This window comes from Hymenobacter glacialis (genome assembly GCF_001816165.1).
In the GTDB taxonomy this organism is placed as follows: domain Bacteria; phylum Bacteroidota; class Bacteroidia; order Cytophagales; family Hymenobacteraceae; genus Hymenobacter; species Hymenobacter glacialis.
Genome location: NZ_MDZC01000036.1, coordinates 60964 through 84201 on the forward strand (window position 1 = coordinate 60964; position 23238 = coordinate 84201).

Here is a 23238-nt window from a genome sequence, read left to right on the forward strand (position 1 = left end):
GATTTCGTATTTCCTAACGTGCAGTAATATGGCCGGAGTAAATAAAGTAATATTGGTAGGCAACCTGGGCAAAGACCCCGAGGTGCGGCATTTGGAAGGCGGCGTTAGCGTGGCTCATTTCACCCTTGCTACCAATGAGTATTACAAAGACAAGCAAGGCACCCGCGTGGAGCGCACCGAGTGGCACAACATCTCGGCGTGGCGCGGCCTGGCCGACATGGCTGATAAATTCCTGAAGAAGGGCCAGCAGGTGTACATCGAAGGCAAGCTGCGCACCCGCCAGTACCAGGACAAGGACCAGCAGACCCGCTACATCACGGAAATCATCGCCGATGAGATTTCAATGCTAGGCGGCCGGCCTCAAGGCGCTGGCCACGCGGCAGCCGATGCCAACGGCCAGGCAATAGCCGAGCCGCAGCAAACCTTCCGGCAGGAGCCGGAGTTGGACCAGTTGCCATTTTAGCAGTTTCCTAACGTTTTTGAGTATGAGCCCCGGCACTAGTCCGGGGCTCTTTTCGTTGCCACCGGCACCAGCCAACGGTTACCTTTGAAGCCTGACCCGCTCGCTGCAAAGTCAGCGGCGCATTCTTAGCAAAAATTCTGTGGAAGTACTTCTGAAAAAAATTACGCTGGTTGTGGTTGCGCTCACGGTGCTGGCGGGCTGCTCCTCGGCTCCTGACTTCACGCCCAAGCCCAAGGGCTACAACCGCATCGACCTGCCGCCGCACCGCTACCAGCTCCTGCCCGGCGACCACCCCTATTCTTTTGAGTATTCCCGGGAAGCCGTGATAAAGCGGGACTCGTCGTACATGGCCCAGCCGCACTGGCTAAACGTGTACTACCCCAAGCTGAACGCCAACGTGCAGATTACCTACATGGACGTGCAGCGCGACAAGCGCCTTTACAACAAGATGATGGAAGACGCCCGCAAGCTCACCGGCAAGCACGAAATAAAGGCCACGGCCATCGATGAGCGTATTCTCAAGACTCCCAGCGGCATTAGGGCTTCGGTGTTTGAGTTGCAGGGCGAGGTGCCGAGCCAGTTCCAGTTTTACACCACCGACAGCACCAAACACTTCCTACGCGGCGCGCTGTACTTCCGGACGCAACCGCCAACGACTCGTTGGCGCCCGTGATTGAGTACGTGAAGGAAGACATGATACGCATGCTCAACACCTTGAAATACAAATAGGGAGCGAAGAATGAGCAACTTCTTCAACACCCGGCTCGAGTTTCTGCGCACGGTGGGCAGCACCCAGCGGGCCCAGCTGCTGGGCAAGGAGCTGGGCCTGTTTACCTACGGCGACCTGATTCAGCGCTACCCCTTCCGGTACCTTGACCGGACCCAAGTGTACCAGGTGGCCGACCTGCACGACGACCTGCCCTACGTGCAGGTGAAGGGCATGCTACGCAACAAGGAACTGATCGGTGAGGGCCCCAAGCAGCGCCTGACGGCCAAGGTAGGCGATGGCACCGGCGAGCTGGAGCTGGTCTGGTTTAAGGGTGTGAAGTGGGTGCAGCAATACACCAAAAACAACCAAGAATACATCGTATTCGGCAAGCCGACGATGTTTAACGGGCGGCCGCAAATGGCGCACCCAGAGCTGGAAGAAGTGACCGAGGCCAAGCCCGGCCAGAGCTTCCTGCAGCCGGTGTACAACACCTCGGAAAAGCTCAAGAATTACCACCGCATCGATAGCAAGGCCATTATGCGAATGGTAGCTGAGCTGCTGAAGCTGGCGCAGTCGCACGTGGTGGAGTCGCTCTCGCCAGCCCTCATTGAGCAGTACGCGCTAATGAGCAAGCCCCAGGCCCTGCAGCAGATTCACTTCCCTCAGAGTCCGGAGCTGCTGGCCGCGGCCCAGTTTCGGCTCAAATTTGAGGAACTGTTTTACGTGCAGCTCAAGCTGCTGCGGCAGCGTGACCAGCGCAAGGTGACCTTAGCGGGCCAGATTTTCAGTCAGGTGCCCACGCTGGTGGACTTCTATAAAAACCACCTCACGTTTGAACTCACCGGCGCACAAAAGCGCGTTATTCACGACATCTACAAGGATTTTTGCACCGGCCAGCAGATGAATCGCTTGCTGCAGGGCGACGTGGGCTCGGGCAAAACCATTGTGGCCTTTATCGCCATGCTCATGGCCGCCGACAACGGCGCGCAAAGCTGCATCATGGCGCCCACCGAGATTCTGGCCGACCAGCACTACACCGGCCTGAAAGTATACGCCGATGCGTTGGGAATCAGCATTGGGAAGCTCACCGGCAGCACCCGCACTGCCCAGCGGCGCGTGCTGCACGAGGCCCTGCGCAACGGCACCATGCACATGCTGGTGGGCACCCACGCCCTGCTCGAGGACGTGGTGCAGTTCCGGAACCTGGGCCTCACCATTATGGACGAGCAGCACCGCTTTGGGGTGGCGCAGCGCTCCAAGCTGTGGCAGAAAAACCCGCACATCATCCCGCACGTGCTGGTGATGACGGCCACGCCCATTCCGCGCACTTTGGCCATGACGCTCTACGGCGACCTCGACGTGAGCGTGATTGACGAGCTGCCCGCCGGCCGCAAACCCATTGTGACGGTGCACCGCTTCGACGCCAACCGCCTGAAAGTGTTTGAGTTTATCCGCGACCAGGTGAAAATCGGGCGGCAGGTGTACATCGTGTATCCGCTGATTGAAGAATCGGAAACGATGGACTATAAGGACTTAACCGATGGCTACGAGAGTGTGAGCCGAGCCTTCCCGGAGTTCCAAATTAGCATTGTGCACGGGCGCATGAAGGCCGAGGAGAAGGACTTCGAAATGCAACGCTTCATCAATCGGGAAACCCAGATAATGGTGGCTACCACCGTAATTGAGGTGGGCGTGAACGTACCCAATGCTTCCGTGATGGTGATTGAGAGCGCTGAGCGGTTCGGACTGAGCCAGCTACACCAGCTACGCGGCCGCGTAGGCCGGGGCGCCGACCAAAGCTACTGCATCCTCATGACTGGCTTCAAGCTGAGCAAGGACGCCCGCACCCGCCTCGAAACCATGGTGCGAACCAACAACGGCTTTGAGATTGCCGACATCGACCTGAAGCTCCGCGGCCCCGGCGACCTCATGGGCACCCAGCAAAGCGGCGTACTCGACCTGCTCATTGCCGACTTGGCCAAGGACGGCCGCATTTTGAGCGAGAGCCGGGCAGCCGCCCAAGCCCTGCTCACAGAAGACCCCAACCTGGAACAGCCTGCCAACGGCAACATTCGCCGGCACATTGAAAGCCTGCCGGCCACGGCCGTGAACTGGAGCAGGATTAGCTAGGCAAGCCGAGACGTGCAAACGGGGCAAAAAAATAGCCTGCAAGCAGGCTATTACGGGTCAACCTAATCTGTATGTTTAAAACATATTAGCCAGCAGTTCAATGCTGCCCTGCTTCTTCGCGTTTGTCTCTTCATTGATTCTAATTGGCTCCAACACTGTATTTTGGTTCACAAAAACCATCGAGGTATCGGGAGTTGTTTTAGTTTCAATTGTCTGAGCGGGAGCTACGGAAGCTGTCTGTTTTGTGAGCTTACCACCAATAATTAAGGCCGCTAAAAGGGTGAATTTGAGTAGAGATTTCATAGTCTATATAACGTAGAGGTAAAACAAAGGTAGACGAGGTGGCAGAGGGATGGTGGAGAAAGGCGTTAAAAAGAGTCAAAAACTCGTTGAACTTATTAGGTAAAACGTCGAACATGGGAAGCAAGGAGCATTAAAGTTAATTCCTTGGGTATAGCGTCCTTATCTGTGTATGAAGCTCAAACGAATCCCCTCTACGGAAGTGTCACATGAAGTGTTATGAATTATGGTGCGATTTTATTGCTAGTCCCCGCTGGTGTCGTTCACGGCATCGTAGTTGGTACTTTTGAATCATTAATTCCCTTCCTATTTTTTTGTACATGTTTCAACTACGCCCTAATCTTATGATACGGCAGGCCTTGCTGCTTGGATTGCTGACCCTAGCCGGTAGCGTTGCCCCTGCAATGGCGCAGAAGGTGAAATCGGCCGCTTTCAACTACCTCCCTGAGCAGGGACCCGACCGCTACGACATGCGCGTGCCCCGCAAGACCCTGGCCTTAGCCGATGGTTCGGGCTTCGTTATTCTGGCCCACCAGAGTGCAGGCGGCTACGCGGTAGAACGCTACGATGCCGACCTCAAAAAGCAATGGAGCACCACCATTCCCGTGGCACCCGGCGAAAGCCTTGAAGCGTTTGGACGCGGGCCACAACAGGCTTGGGTGGTGCTGCACCACAAGGACGAAAGCAGCCAGAACCTGAGCGTGGTGTCGGTGAATCTCCAAAATGGTCAAAAAGGCGCTACCAAAACGGTAATGGCTGCCCCGGCCAGCGACCGCCGCCCGGGCGTGTCCATTTCCCCCGACGGCACCCGGCTGCTGGCGTTTCGCTACTTCACGCGGGAGCAGCAGGTAAAGAGCATTGCGGCCACGCTGTTTGACCAGAACCTGATGCAATTGCAGGAAAAAGCGTACGATTTCCGCGACCAGGGCGACTTCTTTTCGCCCGCCGTACACGTAGCCAATGACGGAACGCAGTACGTGACTATGGTCAGCGACCGGATGAAGAAGCTAACGGTGCGCCGCTACCCGGCTGGCGCTTCCACCGAAATCAAGGTGTTGGGCGTGCCCGTAGGGGGCACATTCGGGGGCAAAGCCGTGACCATTCGGGACGCAAAATTTACCGTGCTCAGCGATGGCAGTCTCTACGCCGCCGCGCTGTGTGCCGACTACCAAACCGGCGAGTATTACAGCCTGAAAGTGGTGAAATACGATTTTAGTGGGTCCGGCGATATGAAGTTCTCTCCGGAGGTCCGCTTCACCCCTGCTTATCTGGCCGAAATAGCCAAAACCACCGGCCTAGACGTGAAGCGCTTGGACGACATCTACCTGGGCGACCTATTGCTGACTCCAGAAAAGCAACTGGTAGTAATTGCGGAGAGGTATTTTGAGGAAGACGGCAGCGAATCTCCGGTGCACGCACGGGAGCTGCACGTATTTGGCTACAATGAATACGGCCAACCCAACTGGAACAGCATCATAGCCAAAGACCAGAAGGCACCGGCGGTGGACGGCTATACAGGCATCGGGTTTCGGGCTGCTGTGTTCGGCAACAAAGTTCAGGTGGTCACGCTGGAAACCATCAACAAAAAGTCGGACCTCTACCTGCGCAACATCAATGCCCAGACCGGCGTGGTGAGCCCGGCCGAACGCCTGAAACTGAACGTGGCCGACGACCAGCAGTTGGCTTATGTGAAAGACTTCACAACGTGGCTGGGCGAAAAAACCATCATCGGTGTCAGCCGGCCCAGCAAGAAATCGGCCGCGCTGCAGTTGGAGAAGATTGTGGTCAAATAGCCCTTGCAACCAATGTAGCATCAGCCCCCGGTTGGAATCCCTCCATGCCAATAAAAAAGCCGCTCCTGACCCAGGAGCGGCTTTTTTGTTTTTGCAGATAGAAGGCTAGAATATATACTCGTTTGCTTCAATCAGCTTGGCGGCCACGCGGCGGCGGGCTTCCTTCACGTTCAGCAGCTCGGTTTTGGTGAAGCGCTTCAGGCCCATGAGCAACAGGCGCTGCTCGTCGCCTTCGGCCATGCTGCCGATGGCATCTTTGGCGGCTTTCTCCACAATGTCCACGGCGTCGGCCAGGTAGATGCGGGCAATGTCCGTTTCGGCGGCCATTGCTTCCTCGCCTTTGGCGGCAGCTTCTTTCTCCACGCGCAGCAGCGTGCTCTCGGCGATGTACACCTTGATGGCCATGTCGGCGATGTTCATCAACAGCTCCTGCTCCTTGGCCAAGGTGGCAGTGAACTTCTGCACGGCCGAGCCGGCTACCATCAGCACTGCTTTTTTCAGGTTGGCGAGGGTTTTGAACTCCTTACTGAACAGGCCGGTCTCTTCGTCCTGGCTCAGGCTGGGGATGCTCAATAGCTCCTGCTGCACGGCCTGGGCGGGGCCCATCAGGTCGATTTCACCCTTCAGCCCTTTCTTCAAAATCATGTCAACAGCCAGGAGGCGGTTGATTTCGTTGGTGCCTTCAAAAATGCGGTTGATGCGCGAGTCCCGGTACGCGCGGTCCATGGGATAATCGGCCGAGAAGCCGTAGCCGCCATAAATCTGCACGCCTTCGTCCACCACGTAGTCCAGCACTTCCGAGCCTTCTACTTTCAGAATGGCGCACTCCACGGCAAACTCGCGGGCCGCACCCAGCAGTGCCTCATTGGCGCCCTTGCCTTCGGCCATGAGCTGCTGCTCCATGCGGTAGATATCGGAACCAGAGCGGTAAATCGCCGATTCGACGGCGTAAATCCGCACCGCCTGCTGCGCCAGCTTGTAGCGAATGGCGCCAAACTTCGAAATGGGCAGCTTAAACTGCACCCGCTCGTTAGCATACTTCACGCTCAGCGTAGCCGCCATTTTGGTGGCACCCAGGCAAGCCGCTGCCAGCTTGATGCGGCCAATATTGAGCACGTTGAAGGCAATGAGGTGGCCTTTGCCAATCTCGCCCAGCACGTTCTCCTTCGGCACCAGCGCATCGGCCAGGAATACCTGGCGGGTGCTGCTGCCGCGAATACCCATCTTGTGCTCCTCGTTGCCAAGGGTCAGACCAGGCGTGTCACGGTCCACGATAAAGCCGGTGAACTTGTCGCCGTCAATCTGCGCAAATACGATGAACACATCGGCAAAGCCGGCGTTCGTAATCCACATTTTCTGGCCGTTCAGCGCGTAGTGAGTGCCTTCGGCGTTCAGTACGGCTTTGGTTTTGGCGCCCAAGGCGTCGGAACCGGAGCCGGGCTCAGTGAGGCAGTAGGCACCCATCAACTCGCCGCAGGTGAGGCCGGGCAGGTACTTTTCCTTTTGCTCATCGTTGCCGAAGTACAGAATGGGCAACAGGGCAATGCCCGTGTGGGCCGCAAAAGCTACCGGGAACGAGTGGCCGCCGCCCACACCTTCGGTCACGCGCAACGCCGTCGGAAAGTCCATGTCCAGGCCACCAAACTGCTCCGGCACGCTCACTCCGAACAAACCCAGCTGACCCGCCTTTTCCATCAGGCCGCGCATGAGGCCTTCCTCGTGGTTGTCGAGGCGCTCCAGCAGCGGGGTTACCTCAGCCGCCACAAAGTCGAGACAGGTCTGGTGCATGTAGTTCTGCTCCTCGGTAAAATCAGCCGGGGTGAAAACGTTCTGCGAATCAGTCGGTTTGATGATGAATTCGCCACCTTTGAGGGGTGCTGTTTGCGTTGCTTCCATGACGAGTGGGGTGGTAATTGAGAATTAAAGTATTAGGCTTGCCTACTAGTTAAATAAGAACGAGGCGAGCGGCTTGATGTTGCAAGATACAAAAAAATGTTAGGCGTGCCTACTACTTTGCTTAAAGAAAACCCCGGATTAACGGGGTTTTCTTTTCTAAAATACGTCTGTCATGCTGAGCCTGCGAAGCATACTATTCACCGCAGCACGAGTTGTTCTAAAGTGAAAGGATGCTTCACTCTGCTCAGCATGACAGCAGCGGCTACTTCAGCAGCTCGTAGATGCCAGCTACGCCCTGACCGCCGCCCACGCAGGCCGTGACCATGCCATACTTCTTGCCGCGCTCGCGCAGCTCGTCGAACAGCTGGATGCTGAGCTTGGCGCCGGAGCAGCCCAGCGGGTGGCCCAGGGCAATGGCACCGCCGTTCACGTTGGTTTTTTCGGGGTCCATGTTTAGCTCGCGCATTACGGCCAGCGACTGCGAGGCGAAGGCTTCGTTCAGCTCGAACAGGTCGATGTCTTCGAGCTTCATGCCGGCTTGTTTCAGCACTTTCGGCACGGCTTTGATGGGGCCCATGCCCATGATGCGCGGGTCCACGCCTTCGGAGGCGTAGTTCACCATGCGGGCAATCGGCTCGAGGTTCAGTTCCTTCACCATGCGCTCACTCATCACGAGCACGAATGCGGCGCCGTCGGAGGTTTGGGAGGAGTTGCCGGCGGTCACGCTGCCGTTGGCCGCGAACACGGGACGCAGCTTGGCGAGGGCTTCTACCGAAGTGTCGGCGCGGGGGCCTTCGTCGGTGTCCACCACGAAAGAGCGGGTTTTCTTCTTGCCGGTGGCCTGGTCCACGTAGGTTTCGTCTACGGTCACAGGCACAATCTGTTGCTTGAACTTACCGCCTTCAATGGCTTTGATGGCCTTCTGGTGCGAGTTGTAGGAGAATTCGTCCTGGTCCTGGCGGCTGATTTTGTAGTCGTTGGCCACGGCTTCGGCGGTGAGGCCCATGCCCATGTAATAGTCGGGGTGCTTCACCGACAGGTTGTAGTTGGGCACGGTTTTCCAGCCCACGGTGGGCACCATGCTCATGCTCTCGGTACCACCGGCGATGATGCAATCGGCCATGCCAGCCGTGATTTTGCCCACGGCCATGGCAATGGTTTCCACGCCGGAGCCGCAATAGCGGTTCACGATGAGGCCAGGCACGTTGATGGGCAGCGCCAACAGCGATATCAGACGCCCCATTTGCAAGCCTTGCTCAGCCTCGGGCACGGCATTGCCGACAATTACGTCGTCGATGCGCGTGGGGTCCAGGGCCGGCACCTGCGCCACGAGGTGCTTGATAACGGTGGCCGCGAGGTCGTCGGGCCGGGTAAAGCGGAAGCCGCCGCGGGTGGCTTTACCCACCGCTGTGCGGTAGCCGGCTACGATATATGCAGTGTTGTTCGACATGAGTTAAGGGATTTCTCGCACAGAGTTCGCAGAGTTAAAAGAGTTTTCTCTGTGAAACTCTGTGAACTCTGTGCGGAATGTTTTTTTAGTTACGAAGAGGTTTGCCGGTGGTCAGAATGCTCTGAATCCGCTCTAGCGTTTTGCGCTCACCGCAGAGCGACAGGAAGGCTTCGCGCTCCAAATCCAGCAGGTACTGCTCGCTCACTTCGGTGGGGGCGCTCAGGTCGCCGCCGCACATCACGTAGGCCAGCTTGTCGGCAATGAGTTGGTCGTGCGTGGAAATGTAGTTGCCCTGCTGCATGGCGTACACACCGGTTTTGAACATGGCCAGCGCGCCCCGCCCGTGCACCTTGATGTTGGTCTTAGGCACGGGTTGGGTGTAGCCGGCATCAGCCAAATCGAGGGCCGCGGCCTTGGCGGCGGCGATGACGCGGTTGCTGTTCACCACTATTTCGTCGCCCCGGCGCATAAAGCCCAAGTCGAATGCCTCCGCCGCCGAGGTCGAAACCTTGGCCGTGCTGATGGTCATATAGGTGTTGCGCAGCATGTTGAATTCCGGCTCCCCTTCTTCGTACTTGAGTGCGGTGCGCAAGGTCATTTCCTTGGTGCCGCCGCCGGCCGGAATCAGGCCCACGCCAAATTCCACGAGGCCCATGTAGGTTTCGGCGGCCGCCACCACACGGTCGCAGTGCAGGTTGATTTCGCAGCCGCCACCCAGCGACAATCCATGCGGCGCGCCCACCACCGGAATGCTGCTGTAGCGCATCCGCATCATGGCGTTCTGGAACTGCGCAATCATCATATTCAGCTCATCAAACTCCTGTTCGATGGCCTGCATGTACACCAGGCCCAGGTTGGCCCCGGCCGAAAACTGGGCCCCGTCGTTGCCAATCACCAGGCCACGGTAGCCGGCTTCGGCCATGTCCACGCCTTTGAGCAAGCCTTCGATGACGTCCTGACCCAGCGAGTTCATCTTGGAATGGAATTCCACGTTCAGGATGCCGTCGCCGAGGTCAATAACCGAAGCGCCGGCATTTTTCCACAGCACCTTGCCAGTGCTGCGCAGGTTGTCGAGAATGATAAAGTTCTCCACGCCGCGCACGGGCTGGTAACTCTTGCTATCGGCGTCGTAGTACTCCTTGCTGCCGGCTGCGTTCACTTTGTAGAACGTGGTGTGGCCGGCGGCCAGCATCTCGGTTACCCAGGCGGCGGGCTGCTTGCCTTCGGCCTGCATCAGCTCCACGCCTTTCTGCACGCCCAGGGCGTCCCAGGTTTCGAATGGGCCCATCTCCCAGCCGAAACCGGCGCGCAGGGCGTCGTCAATCTTGTACAGCGCGTCGGTGATTTCGGGAACGCGGTTGGACACGTAGGCAAACAGGCTGCCGAAGCTCTTACGGTAGAACTCGCCGGCCTTGTCCTTGCCCGTTACCAGCATCGCGAAGCGCGGCGCCAGGGCGTCCATGCTTTTGGTGAGCTCCAGCGTGGCAAATTTCACCTTGGCGCTTGGCTTGTACTCCAGCGTGCTTAGGTCCAGCGCCTGGATTTCCGACTTGCCGCCTTCGCCCTTCACTTTCTTGTAGAAACCCTGGCCGGTTTTGTCGCCCAGCCACTTGTTTCCCCCCATTTTCTTGAGGAATACGGGCAACTGGAACACGTCCTTGGCTTCGTCGTTGGGCAGGCCCTGGGCCAGGCCGTTGGCCACGTTCATCAACGTATCGAGCCCCACCACGTCCGACGTGCGGAAGGTGGCCGACTTGGCATGGCCAATTACGGGGCCGGTGAGCTTGTCTACTTCCTCCACCGTGAGGCCCAGCTCCTGCATGATGCGCAGCACGTCCATGATGGCGAACACGCCCACGCGGTTGGCGATAAACGCCGGGGTGTCTTTGGCCAGCACCGTGGTTTTGCCCAGGAACAAGTCGCCGTAGTGCAGCAAGAAATCCACGATGGCCGGGTCGGTGTCCGGCGTCGGAATTATTTCAAGCAGCTTGAGGTAGCGGGGCGGGTTGAAGAAGTGCGTACCGCAGAAGTGCTTCTTGAAATCGTCGGAGCGGCCCTCCGTCATCAAATGAATCGGGATGCCACTGGTGTTGCTGGTGATAAGCGTACCGGGCTTGCGGAATTTTTCCACCCGCTCAAACAAGCTCAGTTTAATATCCAGCCGCTCCACCACTACCTCAATGGTCCAGTCGCAGCCGGCAATCTCCTTCAGGTTGTCGTCGAAGTTGCCGGTTTTGATGCGGCTGGCATCGGCCTTGCGGTAAAGGGGCGAGGGATTGGAGACAATGGCGGCCTGCAGGGCCGCGTTTACCAAACGGTTTTTCACGGCTGGCGCGTCCAGCGTGAGGCCTTTTTTCTCCTCGGCAGGCAACAACTCTTTGGGCGCGATATCGAGCAGTAATACCTGCACGCCAATGTTGGCGAAGTGGCAGGCAATGCGCGAGCCCATGACGCCGGAACCCAGCACGGCAACTCTCTTGATAGTTCGATTCATATGAGGCAGCGCGAAGCCGAACTTCGCGTTTCGGTGAACGATGGGGTGTTTGATTACTACTTGTTTAGGCGAAATCACAGCATTGGGTCAACGCAAAGCGCCAGCCCGGCAGCTACGCGGATTCTTCGTGCCGCAACGGCTTCAATTCAAATCCTTCAAATAGGCTTTTGCCTTCAATCATGCCCGTAATCTGAGCCGAAACTTTGAAGAAGACATCGAGTTGACTCTGGGATATTTTTTCCCGCATTTTCAGATTGAAGTGCCGCACCGTCTGGCGGGCTATATCCTTTTTCTCCAGCCCTAGCGGCGTTAGGAAGATGCGTACCGAGCGTTTGTCCACGGCATCGGCTTGCTTGTAAATGAGGCCTTTTTCCTCCATGCTCCGCAAAATGCGGGTCAGGCTACGGGTTTCAAGGCCCAGCAGCGGCGCAATTTTGGTGGCCGGCGTGCCCCGTTCCTGGTCGATGTTGAGCAGCACAAACCCGATACTGGTCGTGATGTCATTTTGCGCCGCCTGGGTGTTATACATCCGCGAAATAGCGTGCCAGGCCACTTTAATATTATAATCGACGGTTTCTTCGGGTTTCATAAGCGGGATGTATAGGCAGTAAACTTACGAAAAATTTGTTAGGCTTGCATACTAGTTTGCAATAAAAAAAGTTGGGAAGCCCAGGCAATGCACTGGGCTCCCCAACTACCTATTTGTGCCAGGCCTTGGCGGCTGCGTGCGCCGGCAGCGCGGGCTAGCGTTTTTCGTTCTGGTGGTACAGGCCTTCGATTATCTCCTTATTGTTCTCGGAAATCACCTTGCGCTTCACCTTCATGGTGGGCGTCATTTCGCCGCTTTCTACAGTCCAGAGCTCGGGCATCAGCACGCTGCGCTTCACCTGCTCCCACTGCGCAAAGCCCTGGTTGTACTTCTTCACCAGGCCCTCGTAGAGGTCCACTACTTTCTCGTTTTTGATGAGCTCTTCGTTGGAACAGTCGCAGGCCACGTTGTTGCGCTTGCACCAGCCTTTAAGGTCGGCGAAGGAGGGCACGATGAGGGCCGAGGGGAATTTCTGGTCGGCGCCCACCACCATGGCCTGCTCAATGAGCGGGTCTTCTTTTAGCTTGCCCTCAATGACTTGCGGGGCAATGTACTTGCCGCCCGACGTCTTGAACATCTCCTTCTTACGGTCGGTGATTTTCAGAAACTTGCCGTTCACCAGCTCGCCAATGTCGCCGGTGTGGAACCAGCCTTCCTCATCAAATTCCTTGGCTGTGAGGTCGGGCTGGTTATAGTAGCCTTTCATCACAGAAGCCGATTTGGTCAGAATCTCGCCATCGGCCGCAATTTTCACCTGCACGCCTTCCACCACCGGGCCCACGGTGCCAATCATGTTGTTCTCTTTTTCGTAGCCGCCCACGGCAATCACGGGCGACGTTTCGGTGAGGCCGTAGCCTTCCATCACGGGGATGCCAGCCGACCAGAACACCCGCGCCAGCCGCGGCTGCAACGCCCCACCGCCCGACACGATGCAGCGCAGGTTACCGCCCAAAGCATCGCGCCACTTATTGAATATAAGCTTGTTGGCCAACGCCAATTGCGTATTGTACAAGAAGCCCTGGTCTTTTTGGGTGTCATATTTCAGGCCCAAGTCCAGGGCCCAGAAGAATAGCCCTTTCTTGACGCCATCCAACTCGTGGCCTTTGGCCACGATTTTATCGTACACTTTTTCAAGCAGGCGCGGCACGGTTGTGAAAATCTGCGGCTTCACCTCGCGCAGGTTGTCGGCAATTACGTCCATGCTTTCGGCGTAGTAAATGCTCACGCCGTTGAGCATGTACAAGTAGGTTACCATGCGCTCGAAGATGTGGCAGAGCGGCAGGAAGCTCAGGGCCCGGTCTTCTTTGGTAACGGGCACGGCGGGCTGCGAGCTGCGGCAGTTGCTCAAGATGTTGTCGTGCGTGAGCATCACGCCCTTGGGGCTGCCGGTGGTGCCGCTGGTGTAGATGAGAGTGAGCAGGTCGTCGGGCTCCACAGCAGCTTTCAGCGGTTCCAGACTGGCCGGCTGGCCTTTGCGGCCCAGCTCCAGCAGCTCGTCGAAGTAGCGGGCACCACCGATTTTATCGAATGTGAAGATGTTTTCGGCCGGGATATCGAGTCCAACCGTGGCTTCCTGCACTTTGTCGTAAAGCTTTTGGTCAGCCACAAAAACGGCTTTTACGCCGGCATCGGTGAAGATGTACTTATAGTCCTCAACGGTGATGCTGGGGTACATGGGCACGCTCACGGCGCCAATCTGGGCAATGCCAAAATCGGCCAGCATCCACTCGGGGCGGTTCATGCTGATGATGGCTACTTTGTCGCCGCGCTTGAGGCCGAGGGATACCAACCCCAGACTGACCCGGTTGGCCTCGTCCTGAATTTGCTGGGTGCTGGTGGGCACCCACTGCCCGTCAATTTTGGCCGCAAATGCATCCTTTTTGGGCGAATTGGCTAATTGATGGGTCAGGATATCGAAGGTGCGACGAACGTCCATGGGTGGGTTGGGGAAGGCTTACGGATGAATTTCAGCTTAAATAAAGTGCTTTTTTCTGGGCAATGATACTCTCATCGTTGCCGCTGGGCAACGACGGGCTTATATATTAAACCCAATCCAGCCGCTAGAACACGCAAAACCCGTGTTTACGGGCTTTTCCTGCGTAATTTTGAGCACTAGCCTTTCCGCTCCCAATGAACCTGGCCCTGTTTTTTGACCCGCTGCCGGAAACGCTGACTGCTGCTACGCCTGCGCCCACTACGCTAGCCGCCTACGCCACCCGGTTCACTGAAAACTTCCCCGACTGGCGCAACGCCGACCTCGCCCTCATTGGCCTGGACGAGTGGCGGGGCAGTGCTGCCGGCTCGCCCCAGGCCGGCCACCACGGTGCCAACGAGGTGCGCCAGCGCTTCTATCAGCTGCAAAAAGGTACCGGCTCGGTACGGTTCGTGGACTTGGGCAACCTCCGCCCCGGCCTGACCCTGGAAGACACCTACCAGCGCCTGCGCGAAATAATTGGGGCCCTGCTGGAAGAAAACACGGTGCCGCTGCTGATTGGTGGCAGCCACGACCTGGACTACGGGCAGTTTCTGGCCTATGAAAGCCAGGACCGCGCCATCAGCTTCGCGGTGGTAGATGCCCGGCCCGACATGGCTGAGCCCGGCCCCGGAACTCCGCCCGAAGACAGCCACCTACGTCGCCTGCTGGTGCACGAGCCCAACTTTGTATTCAGCCTGGCGCATCTGGGCCACCAGCAGTACCTCACGCCGCCCGAGGTGCTGGTAGCCCTCGAAAAGCTCCATTTTGAAACCATGAGCGTAGGCGAGGTCCGCGCCGACCGCCGCCTAGCCGAGCCCCTCATCCGGCAGGCCGAGTTCATGAGCGTGGACATTGCGGCGCTCCGCTGGCAGGACGCCCCCGGCTACTACCCGGCCAACCCCTTCGGTCTGGGCAACGAAGAAGCCACGCAGCTATGCTGGTACGCCGGCCACAACGAGCAGCTCAGCTCTTTCGGCCTCTACGGCTATCGCGCCGACCAGGACCCCCACGGCCTGGCCGCCGCCACCGTGGCCACCATGCTGTGGTACTTTGTGGAAGGATTCTACCACCGCCGTCCCGAAACGGGCTTCGGCACTTTCCGCTTCCTGACTTATACCGTGGTACTGCCCGGCAACCCCGACAAGCTGGTATTCTACAAATCGCGCCGCGCCGACAAGTGGTGGATGGAAGTGGAGCGCCTGGGCGACAACGCCGTGAAGCGCGTGGTGCCCTGCACTTACGAGGACTACCTGAATGCGTCGCAGGGCGACCTGCCGCAGCGCTGGATTCGGCTGCAGGCGCTGTTGGGGTAAAATCTTTGGATGAGTTAGAACTGTCACGCTAAGCTTATCGAAGCATCTCTACCGCAGTGGTAACTACATATGAATGCAACGAAGCGGCAGAGATGCTTCAACACGCTTAGCATGACTGTTCAAAAACAACTAACCGACCTTCCTGCTTACACCCGTGGCCAGCTGGCCCTGCGCAACGGCCAGGACCGCGACGAAATATGGGTAGCCTACCACGGCCGGATTTATGATGTTACCCGCTCGCGCCTGTGGCGGCGCGGCAACCACTACGAGCACTGGGCCGGCCAGGACCTCACCGCCGAGCTTGACAAAGACGCCCCGCACACGGCCAACGTTTTCGACAATTTCTCCGTCATAGGTTTGCTGAAATAATTTCCTTTGCATGACTACCGAGTCCGCCTCCCAGTTCAATCACTTAGAAACCTTATCCACGGCCGACCTGCTGGCGGGCATGAACCAGCTCGACTACACCGTGCCCCAGGCAGTGGCCAAAGCCCTGCCGCAGCTCGAGGCCCTGGTTGAGGCCGTGGTGGGGCGCTTGGGAGCGGGCGGCCGGTTGTTCTACATCGGGGCCGGCACCAGCGGCCGGCTGGGTGTGGTAGATGCCTCGGAGTGCCCGCCCACGTTCGGCGTGCCGGCCGGGCGGGTGGTGGGCATCATCGCTGGCGGCGATTCTGCCATTCGCCAGGCAGTGGAAGGGGCCGAAGACGATGCCGAACAGGCCTGGAAAGACTTGCAGGCATACAACATCACGGCCAACGACGCGCTGGTGGGCATTGCCGCATCGGGGCGCACGCCCTACGTTATTGGAGGGCTGCAGCAGGCCCGTGCCGCGGGCCTGGCCACGGGCTGCGTGGTGTGCAACGCGGGCTCGGGCGTAGCGGCCGCCGCCGAATTTCCGGTGGAAGTAGTGACCGGCCCGGAGTTCGTGACCGGTAGCACCCGCCTTAAAGCCGGCACCGCGCAGAAGCTGGTGCTGAACATGCTCACCACTGCCACTTTCATTCGCCTGGGCCACGTGAAGGGCAACAAAATGGTGGACATGCAGCTCTCCAACATCAAGCTGGTGGAGCGCGGCGAGCGAATGCTAATGGAAGAGCTCGGCATTGACGCCGCCGAAGCAGCACGGCTGCTCAAGCAGCACGGCAGCGTGCGAGCGGCCCTTATGGCGCGATAGAGGCCGTAGCTTTTTTGTTTGGCTTGTGCCTCACTAGCTTACTTTTTCCGGCGAACGATTCGGGCTTTTCAGCGTTTCTAGGGATGCACCAGCTAAAGCATGTGCCACACACCCTATGCACACCATCGAGCCCCACTACAACTGGATAGACCAGTACGCTGCCTCCGAAGACGCCCGCTCGCCCCTATTCGAAGCCGAGAACAGCCTGGAATCCTACACCAATACTATTTACGGCTATTACATCCACCCCCAATGGGACAGCATGGGGTCGGATACGCTGTTTCTGAAAATACTCTTTGCGGATTACGATGATGGCATCGCCATTATCGAATTCATTGGTGAGTGGAACGACGCTATTGAGAACGACATCATGGAGCTCAAGCGCAATATCATTGATGTGCTTGTGCACGAAGGCATCCGCAAGTTTATTCTGGTGGGCGAGAACGTGTTCAATTTCCACGGCTCTGACGATGACTACTACGAAGAGTGGTTTGAGGACGTGGAAGACGGTTGGATTGCGGGCATTAATTTTCAGGAGCACGTGCAGCGCGAAATGAAGCAGTACAACGTGGACAACTACGTAAACTTTGGCGGACAGCTCGACGACCTGCCGTGGCGTACCTACGAGCCGCGCCGCCTTTTTGAAGTGGTAGACGGCCTGCTGAACCGCCGGCTGGGCGCCCCCGAAACCACCCTATAAAGACCATAAAAAAAGCCCTGCTGTTACCAGCAGGGCTTTTTTGTTGCCATAAGGCTAAGAATTACTTCTTAATCTCTTCAGCAGGAGTCTCGGTAGCAGGAGCCATCTTATCAGCGTTGTTCTCCATTGCGTCAGCCTTAGCGTCGGCCGAGTCACGTACTGCGTCAGCGGCATCCTCCATAGCATCCGCTTTGGCTTCGCCAGCGTTTTCTACGTTGTCAGCAGCAGCTTCCATGTTCTCCTCTTTCTTGCTTTCGCAAGCGGTGAACGAAAACGAAGCAGCAGCCAGAGCGAGGAACAATACTTTTTTCATCTTAATGTTGTGTTAGTTGTGGGTTGAAATTTCGAAGTAAAAGTTAACGAACAACCGAAGCCGAACGTCAAATTCGAGGCTTTATACCTAGTCTGATAAAAGGTAACCCGGTGCTTTTACTTTTTTTAAGCAGCATCCTTCGTTGTTTGACGCAGCCTTCTACTTTTTCCGGAATACGATGCCGATGGGCACGCCCGTGAAGTCGAAATGCTCACGCATGCGGTTCTCCAGGTAACGCGTGTAGTTGGCCTGCACGTACTGCGGCAGGTTGCAGAAGAACGCAAACACAGGGTTGTGCGTGGGCAACTGCGTGGCGTACTTGATGCGAATCATCTTGCCTTTGAGCGCGGGCGGGCCATACTTCTCAATCTCCTTCAGCATGATGTCGTTCAGCTGCGAGGTTGGGATTTTGCGGCGCTTGTTGTGGTACACTTCAATAGCCGTTTCAATGGCTTTGTGCACGCGCTGCTTGTTGAGCACGGAAACGAAAATAACGGGGATGTACGCAATAGGCGCAATCTTTTCCATGATTTTCGCCTCAAAATCCTTGGCGGTGTTGGTTTCTTTATTCTCCACCAAATCCCACTTGTTCACCAGAATCACGATGCCTTTGCGGTTCTTGTCGGCCAGGGTGATGATGTTCACGTCCTGGGCCTCAATGCCGCGGCTGGCATCAAGCATCACAATGCAGACGTCGCATTCTTCCAGGGCACGCAGGCTGCGCATGTTGGCGTAGAATTCGATGTCTTCGCTCACCTTGGCTTTGCGGCGCAAACCGGCGGTATCCACCAGAATGAATTCGTTGCCGAATGCATTATAGCGCGCCGAAACAGAGTCGCGGGTAGTGCCGGCAATTTCGGTCACAATGCTGCGGTCTTCGCCCAGCAGCAGGTTCACAAGACTGGACTTGCCCACGTTGGGCCGGCCCACCACGGCAATGCGCGGGATTTCCGACTCCGGCTCTTCCTCGCCGGGCTCCTCAAAGTGCGACACGACGGCGTCCAGCAGCTCGCCGGTACCGTGGCCGTTGGCGCTACTTACGGCATAAATTTCGCCGTCGCCCAGGCCGAGCGAGTAGAACTCGCCCACGCCGTTGGCGCGCAGGTTGGTGTCGGCCTTGTTGGCCACCATGTAAATGGGCTTTTTGGAGATGTAGCGCCGCAAAATGTGGGCAAACTCCTCGTCGAGGCCGTGCACGCCGGCTTCGGCATCCACCATGAACAAGATAACGTCGGCCTCTTCAATGGCCAGCTTCACCTGCTTGTTGATTTCGCCCTCGAAAATATCTTCCGAATTGTGCACGTAGCCACCCGTGTCAATCACGGTGAAATTCTTGCCAATCCAGTCGCCGTAGCCGTAATGGCGGTCGCGGGTTACGCCGCTCTCGTTGTCCATGATGGCCTTACGCTGGCCCACGAGGCGGTTGAATAGCGTGGATTTGCCCACATTGGGCCGCCCCACGATGGCGATGGTGTTTTGCTTAGACATATAATGTGGTCCCAGCCGCCGACCCGACCTAGATTCGGCAGTGCCCGGGATGTTTTAGTTTTAAATGGTCGGATTGTTGGTTTTATCGATTGAAATAGAACGTCCTACTGATAGCCGAAGCGGCTCAGTGCCTTGGGGTCGGTGCGCCAGTTCTCGTTCACTTTCACGTAGAGCTCCAGGAACACCTTTTTCTGGAAAAACTTCTCCATCTCCTCGCGGGCCCAGGTGCCTACTTTCTTGAGAGCCACGCCGCCCTGGCCGATGATGATGCCCTTCTGGCTGTTGCGCTCCACGTATATAATGCCGCGGATACGGATAATGGTTTCCTCCTCCTTAAATTCTTCGATAACTACTTCGCAGCTGTAGGGAATTTCCTTTTTGTAAAGCTTGAAGATTTTCTCGCGCACCATTTCGGCGGCGAAGAAGCGCTCCGGCTTGTCGGTTAGCTCGTCTTTGGAGTAGTAGCCGGGATGAATGGGCAGGCGCTCGAGTACCATGGCCAGTACGCCTTCGGTGCCAAAGGCGTTGAGAGCGGAGATGGGCAAAACCTCGGCGGCGTTGGGCAGCTGCTCGCGCCAATAGGCCAGCTTGGATTCAACTTCTTCCTGGTTGGCCTGGTCAATTTTATTGACCAGGAGAATGATGGGCGTGTCCACCATTTTGCGCAGGCGCTCTACCACCGGCTCCTCGTCGTGCTTCTCGTAGATGTCCGTCACAAAGAGCACCACGTCGGCGTCTTCCAGCGAGGAGTACACAAACGACATCATGGCGTTGTGCAGCTCGTATTTGGGCTGGATGATGCCGGGCGTATCGGAGTAAATCAGCTGAAAATCTTCGCCATTGAGAATTCCGAGGATGCGGTGGCGGGTAGTTTGAGCCTTGCTGGTGACGATGCTGAGCCGCTCGCCCACCAGGGCATTCATGAGCGTGGACTTGCCGACGTTGGGCTTGCCAATGATGCTCACGAAGCCGGCGCGGTGGGGTTTAGTTTCGGGGTTCACGATGGATGGGTTTGATAATCAGGGCCGCAAAGGTACGAAATTTGGAGGGCAAAAGCTATGGCCGGGCCAAACATAGCCGCAGTCCACCCCGGCTATCGCCGTTTGGAATGCCACTCCGGGCTCCTGCCCCGACCGCACAGCCGGCGCGCCCGCGCCCCCAGCTCCAAACCTAGCCGGTGCTAAAGTGGTTGCCTATCCGCCCGCCCGCATCTGCGCGGCGTTGCTGACCTTTGCCCCAATGAACACCCCCATTTCTGCTTCTGCTACTACTGCCGCGCCCACCCCAGCCGCGGCGGCCGCCACCATTACCGCCCGCCGCATTGGCGTGCTGCTGGTGAACCTGGGCACGCCCGACTCGCCCAATACGCCCGACGTGCGGCGCTACCTCAACGAATTTCTGACCGATGGCCGGGTGGTGGACATGCCGGCGGCCATTCGCTACCCGCTGTTTCAGGGGCTGGTGGTGCCGTTGCGGGCACCCAAGTCGGCCAAGATTTACAAGGAGTTGTGGACGGAGCGCGGCTCGCCGCTGCTCTTCCACGGCCTCGACCTGCAAAAAAAGGTGCAGGAAGAGTTGGGCGAAGGCTACGTGGTGGCCTTCGGCATGCGCTACCAGAACCCCAGCATTGCCAGCGCCCTAAAAGAGCTGCAGGACGCGGCCGTGGAGCGCATTGTGGTGCTGCCGCTGTTTCCGCAGTATGCCTCGGCCAGCACGGGCTCGGTGCAGGAGAAGGTGATGGACATTGTGAAGGACTGGTGGATAGTGCCCAGCATCAGCTTCATCAGCCAGTTCGCTACCGAGCCGGGCTTTATCGCCACCATCGCGGCGCGCGGCCGGGCCGAGATGAAAAAGCAGCACTACGACCACGTGGTGTTCAGCTACCACGGCATTCCGGAGCGCCACATAAAAAAGGGCGACCCCACCAACTACTGCCGCTTTGGCAGCTGCTGCGACACGCTCACGGACCAGAACCAGTACTGCTACCGCGCCCAGTGCTTTGCCACCTCGCGCCTGGTGGCGGCGGAGCTGGGCCTCTCGCCCGAGCAGTACACAGTGTGTTTCCAGAGTCGCCTGCAGAGCCGCCTGCGCGACCCCTGGCTACAGCCCTACACCGACGATGCGCTGAAGAAAATGCCCGCCAAGGGCATCAAGAACGTGCTGGCATTTTCGCCCGCGTTCGTGGCCGACTGCCTGGAAACGACCATTGAGGTCGGCGAGGAATTCAAGGAGCTGTTTGAGGAAACAGGCGGCGGCCACTGGCAGCTGGTACCTTCCCTGAACTCGGAGCCGCAGTGGGTGGATACCGTGGCCGATATGATTCGGCGGAATTAAGCATTAAGCATTCAGCCACACACTTTATGCTACAAGACGCAAGCACGGGTCTGTGCTGCAGTGGCATAGGTATATCGCACAGAAAATTATAAAGTACTGACTTGCTATCGGCCCCGGCGATAAAAAGCGCCCGCGTCGTAGGAATTCTGCTCGTAAAACTGCTCATCCGTTCCGGCGCTTAATCCCAGCGCCCGCAGCATGGCCTCTTCATAGTCGCGGGTGATTTGGATTTCGCTGTAGGGCGGGTATTCCAGCACGGTTTCGGCGTTGAGAGCGGGCACGAATACGTTGTCATCGTCGGCATCAAGCGAAGCCACGCCGATGGGCAGCAGGATGTGGTTATCGTGTGGACCGCGTTGGAAGCGGGCGTCCAGCTCCACATCCAGGTAGCGCACTTTCAGGGCATCGGGCTCTACTATCAGCTCGTACACGCTGCCTAGGGCGCGGCCGTCGCTGCCGCGCACGGCCCAGCCGCGCACGTCGGGGTTGTCGTCGGCTACTTCAAAATCGGTGAGGTCGCGCAGGCGGCGCAGCACGGGGGTTGCCATGGGTGGGTGCAGTTAGATAGGTTGTTGGGCGGGCTCGCTCAGCACGCGCACGGCGGCGGCGGCCTGGGTAAGGAACTGTTTGTTTTGCTGCTGCTCGGCGACCGTAGCGCTGCGGCCCGAAAGCTCACTGGACAAGCGCACTAGGTCGTTGGCGGTGCCTTCCATTGCGGGATATGCTTTCTGCTGCATAACCCGAATGAGGGCGGCAGCGGCCACAAACCCAGGACGCAGGCTGGCATTGGCTTCGCCCAGACGGCTGGTGGCGCTGGTCAGGTTGTCGCGGTATTCGGTGGTGGCAGGGTCACGGAATTCGTCGCGGTCGGTGAGGGCTACCAGAATGCCCGAAAGCTTCTGCAAGCCATTGCGGGCGTAATTAGGAGCACTGGGGTCGGTGGCTGCTTGTGCGGCCAGGGTGGCAGGGCTGTAATCCGTAGCGTTCTGGGTGAGGCCAAGGGAATCGGGCGGCGCAGCGGCGGGGTCGCCCAGAGGGGAGGCGGCACGCAGGGAATCCGTGGAAATAGAATCGGCAGGGGCTGATGCCATTCCCGTGCTGGTACCGGGTGCGGGCTCGTCGGCGGGGCTGTGGCGCAGGAAGAAGTAGCCAGCCACAGCGAGTGCCGCCGCGGCAAGCAGCACCAGAATCCAGGGACTAGGCGCTGATTTTTTACGTTGAATGTTGATGTCCGCCATAATAGCAAAGTGGTTGGTGCTTCGCCTTACGAAGCAGGCCGAAAAATAGCCAATTTGCACTACTCGGGTGGGGCTAGTGGAGCAGATATTGGCACAAATAAGGCCCCGGCAAATACTGTTGTTAGCAGCATTCGGCGGGGCCTTATTTGTCAGACGGGAAAATTATCTGTCGCTCTTTTTGCTCTGGAGCTCTTTATAAGTCCGCTGCGATATTCTATACTGGTGTTCCACCGTGCGGCGCAGGGGCCCGCTCAGCGTTTTGTCATCGAGCGCTTCCTCATAGGCTTTCAGGGCCCACTCTTCGCCGTAGATGTTGGAGCCGAGAATGGCCTGTTCGTCGAAGCCAGTCACAACGGCTTTGGCATCCATCCAGGCGCGGTAGAATTTACCTTTGAAAGTGGTACTGTCCTGGCGGCGGCGGCCTTGCTGGCCCAGGTAGGCATTGAGCTGGTTGGCAAACTGCTGGCTCTGGCCCACCAGCTGCTTGTAATAGCTGCGCATCTGGGTATCCTGGGTTTCGTCGGCGGCGTGCTGGTATCCTTCAATCCGGTCGTTCACGAAGTACAGCAGCTCATTCAGAGTCGCTGCCGAGCCGTTGGCTTTGCGGTTACGAGCGGTGAGGTAGCCCGCGCCCAGCGCCAGCAATGCACCGCCCACTACTTTTTGAGTGGTGCTAAGCTTCTTGAAGCCATTAACGGTAGAGTTGCCCGCGTTTTTCAGCGACGAGGGCACTTTGCACAACAGCTCGGAAACGTTGCCCTGCTTGAGCCATTGCTGTGCCTGACCGAGCAGGTTATTGGCCGACTCGGAAGAAGTAGTGGAAGGTGATTGGGACTGATTCATTTTTGTAGAAGAAACATAGTGGAAATATGTCCTTGC

At 57.8% G+C, this 23238-nt stretch carries 20 protein-coding genes and 1 pseudogene; 9 read left to right on the forward strand and 12 right to left on the reverse strand.

The window, feature by feature from the left end:
* Positions 1 to 28: 28 nt before the first annotated feature.
* The 3 genes and pseudogenes from BEN48_RS03700 (at position 29) to recG (ending at position 3302) form a co-directional block, all read left to right on the forward strand.
* The gene (locus tag BEN48_RS03700; protein WP_070733047.1) at positions 29 to 463 is read left to right on the forward strand and encodes a single-stranded DNA-binding protein; all 435 of its coding nucleotides are present in this window, start codon (positions 29 to 31) and stop codon (positions 461 to 463) included.
* Between the two features lie 151 nt (positions 464 to 614).
* Positions 615 to 1192, forward strand: a pseudogene (gene gldD / locus BEN48_RS03705) (gliding motility lipoprotein GldD).
* Between the two features lie 10 nt (positions 1193 to 1202).
* Positions 1203 to 3302 carry an ATP-dependent DNA helicase RecG gene (gene recG / locus BEN48_RS03710; RefSeq protein ID WP_070733049.1) on the forward strand — a complete coding sequence of 700 codons (2100 nt, stop codon included), beginning with the start codon at positions 1203 to 1205 and terminating at the stop codon, positions 3300 to 3302.
* Positions 3303 to 3377: 75 nt separating this feature from the next.
* Here recG and BEN48_RS03715 read toward each other — a convergent pair whose 3' ends face one another.
* Positions 3378 to 3605 (reverse strand): hypothetical protein, encoded by a 228-nt coding sequence (locus BEN48_RS03715; RefSeq protein ID WP_070733051.1) that lies wholly within the window; start codon positions 3603 to 3605, stop codon positions 3378 to 3380.
* 368 nt (positions 3606 to 3973) lie between these two features.
* On the opposite strand from BEN48_RS03715, the gene BEN48_RS03720 reads away from it, so the two are divergent.
* A complete protein-coding gene (locus BEN48_RS03720; protein WP_206599814.1) occupies positions 3974 to 5395 on the forward strand; it encodes a hypothetical protein in 1422 nt (473 codons plus the stop codon).
* Positions 5396 to 5500: 105 nt separating this feature from the next.
* Here BEN48_RS03720 and BEN48_RS03725 read toward each other — a convergent pair whose 3' ends face one another.
* The 5 genes from BEN48_RS03725 to BEN48_RS03745 all read right to left on the reverse strand — a co-directional run bounded on the left by BEN48_RS03725 (position 5501) and on the right by BEN48_RS03745 (position 13760).
* Positions 5501 to 7291: an acyl-CoA dehydrogenase family protein gene (locus tag BEN48_RS03725; protein ID WP_070733055.1), complete on the reverse strand. Its 1791-nt coding sequence runs from the start codon at positions 7289 to 7291 to the stop codon at positions 5501 to 5503.
* A 262-nt stretch (positions 7292 to 7553) separates the two neighbouring features.
* Positions 7554 to 8741 carry an acetyl-CoA C-acyltransferase gene (locus BEN48_RS03730; RefSeq protein ID WP_070733057.1) on the reverse strand — a complete coding sequence of 396 codons (1188 nt, stop codon included), beginning with the start codon at positions 8739 to 8741 and terminating at the stop codon, positions 7554 to 7556.
* 85 nt (positions 8742 to 8826) lie between these two features.
* On the reverse strand, positions 8827 to 11235 hold the full coding sequence (locus BEN48_RS03735; RefSeq protein WP_070733059.1) for a 3-hydroxyacyl-CoA dehydrogenase/enoyl-CoA hydratase family protein: 2409 nt from the start codon (positions 11233 to 11235) through the stop codon (positions 8827 to 8829).
* 112 nt (positions 11236 to 11347) lie between these two features.
* Positions 11348 to 11824 carry a MarR family winged helix-turn-helix transcriptional regulator gene (locus BEN48_RS03740; protein ID WP_070733061.1) on the reverse strand — a complete coding sequence of 159 codons (477 nt, stop codon included), beginning with the start codon at positions 11822 to 11824 and terminating at the stop codon, positions 11348 to 11350.
* A 154-nt stretch (positions 11825 to 11978) separates the two neighbouring features.
* Positions 11979 to 13760 (reverse strand): AMP-dependent synthetase/ligase, encoded by a 1782-nt coding sequence (locus BEN48_RS03745; RefSeq protein WP_070733062.1) that lies wholly within the window; start codon positions 13758 to 13760, stop codon positions 11979 to 11981.
* A gap of 194 nt (positions 13761 to 13954) precedes the next feature.
* Here BEN48_RS03745 and BEN48_RS03750 point away from each other — a divergent pair, with 194 nt between their 5' ends.
* The 4 genes from BEN48_RS03750 to BEN48_RS03765 all read left to right on the forward strand — a co-directional run bounded on the left by BEN48_RS03750 (position 13955) and on the right by BEN48_RS03765 (position 16986).
* Positions 13955 to 15112, forward strand: a complete 1158-nt coding sequence (locus BEN48_RS03750; protein WP_070733064.1) for an arginase family protein — start codon at positions 13955 to 13957, stop codon at positions 15110 to 15112.
* A 111-nt stretch (positions 15113 to 15223) separates the two neighbouring features.
* Positions 15224 to 15481, forward strand: coding sequence for a cytochrome b5 domain-containing protein (locus BEN48_RS03755; protein ID WP_070733067.1), 258 nt, complete (start codon positions 15224 to 15226; stop codon positions 15479 to 15481).
* Positions 15482 to 15491: 10 nt separating this feature from the next.
* The gene (gene murQ / locus BEN48_RS03760) at positions 15492 to 16286 is read left to right on the forward strand and encodes an N-acetylmuramic acid 6-phosphate etherase (RefSeq protein WP_070733070.1); all 795 of its coding nucleotides are present in this window, start codon (positions 15492 to 15494) and stop codon (positions 16284 to 16286) included.
* Between the two features lie 115 nt (positions 16287 to 16401).
* A complete protein-coding gene (locus tag BEN48_RS03765; protein WP_070733072.1) occupies positions 16402 to 16986 on the forward strand; it encodes a hypothetical protein in 585 nt (194 codons plus the stop codon).
* Positions 16987 to 17047: 61 nt separating this feature from the next.
* On the opposite strand, the gene BEN48_RS03770 is transcribed toward BEN48_RS03765, so the two are convergent.
* The 3 genes from BEN48_RS03770 to era form a co-directional block, all read right to left on the reverse strand.
* Positions 17048 to 17299, reverse strand: a complete 252-nt coding sequence (locus BEN48_RS03770) for a hypothetical protein (RefSeq protein WP_070733074.1) — start codon at positions 17297 to 17299, stop codon at positions 17048 to 17050.
* 159 nt (positions 17300 to 17458) lie between these two features.
* Positions 17459 to 18787 carry a ribosome biogenesis GTPase Der gene (der, locus tag BEN48_RS03775; RefSeq protein ID WP_070733076.1) on the reverse strand — a complete coding sequence of 443 codons (1329 nt, stop codon included), beginning with the start codon at positions 18785 to 18787 and terminating at the stop codon, positions 17459 to 17461.
* Between the two features lie 104 nt (positions 18788 to 18891).
* Positions 18892 to 19788, reverse strand: a complete 897-nt coding sequence (gene era / locus BEN48_RS03780; protein ID WP_070733080.1) for a GTPase Era — start codon at positions 19786 to 19788, stop codon at positions 18892 to 18894.
* 238 nt (positions 19789 to 20026) lie between these two features.
* On the opposite strand from era, the gene hemH reads away from it, so the two are divergent.
* Positions 20027 to 21121, forward strand: coding sequence for a ferrochelatase (gene hemH / locus BEN48_RS03785; protein WP_083320727.1), 1095 nt, complete (start codon positions 20027 to 20029; stop codon positions 21119 to 21121).
* 104 nt (positions 21122 to 21225) lie between these two features.
* On the opposite strand, the gene BEN48_RS03790 is transcribed toward hemH, so the two are convergent.
* The 3 genes from BEN48_RS03790 to BEN48_RS03800 form a co-directional block, all read right to left on the reverse strand.
* Positions 21226 to 21669 (reverse strand): PRC-barrel domain-containing protein, encoded by a 444-nt coding sequence (locus tag BEN48_RS03790; RefSeq protein WP_070733082.1) that lies wholly within the window; start codon positions 21667 to 21669, stop codon positions 21226 to 21228.
* Positions 21670 to 21681: 12 nt separating this feature from the next.
* Complete coding sequence (locus tag BEN48_RS03795; RefSeq protein ID WP_070733083.1) at positions 21682 to 22359, reverse strand: hypothetical protein; 678 nt, start codon at positions 22357 to 22359, stop codon at positions 21682 to 21684.
* 162 nt (positions 22360 to 22521) lie between these two features.
* Complete coding sequence (locus BEN48_RS03800; protein ID WP_083320728.1) at positions 22522 to 23202, reverse strand: ferritin-like domain-containing protein; 681 nt, start codon at positions 23200 to 23202, stop codon at positions 22522 to 22524.
* Between the last annotated feature and the right edge of the window lie 36 nt (positions 23203 to 23238).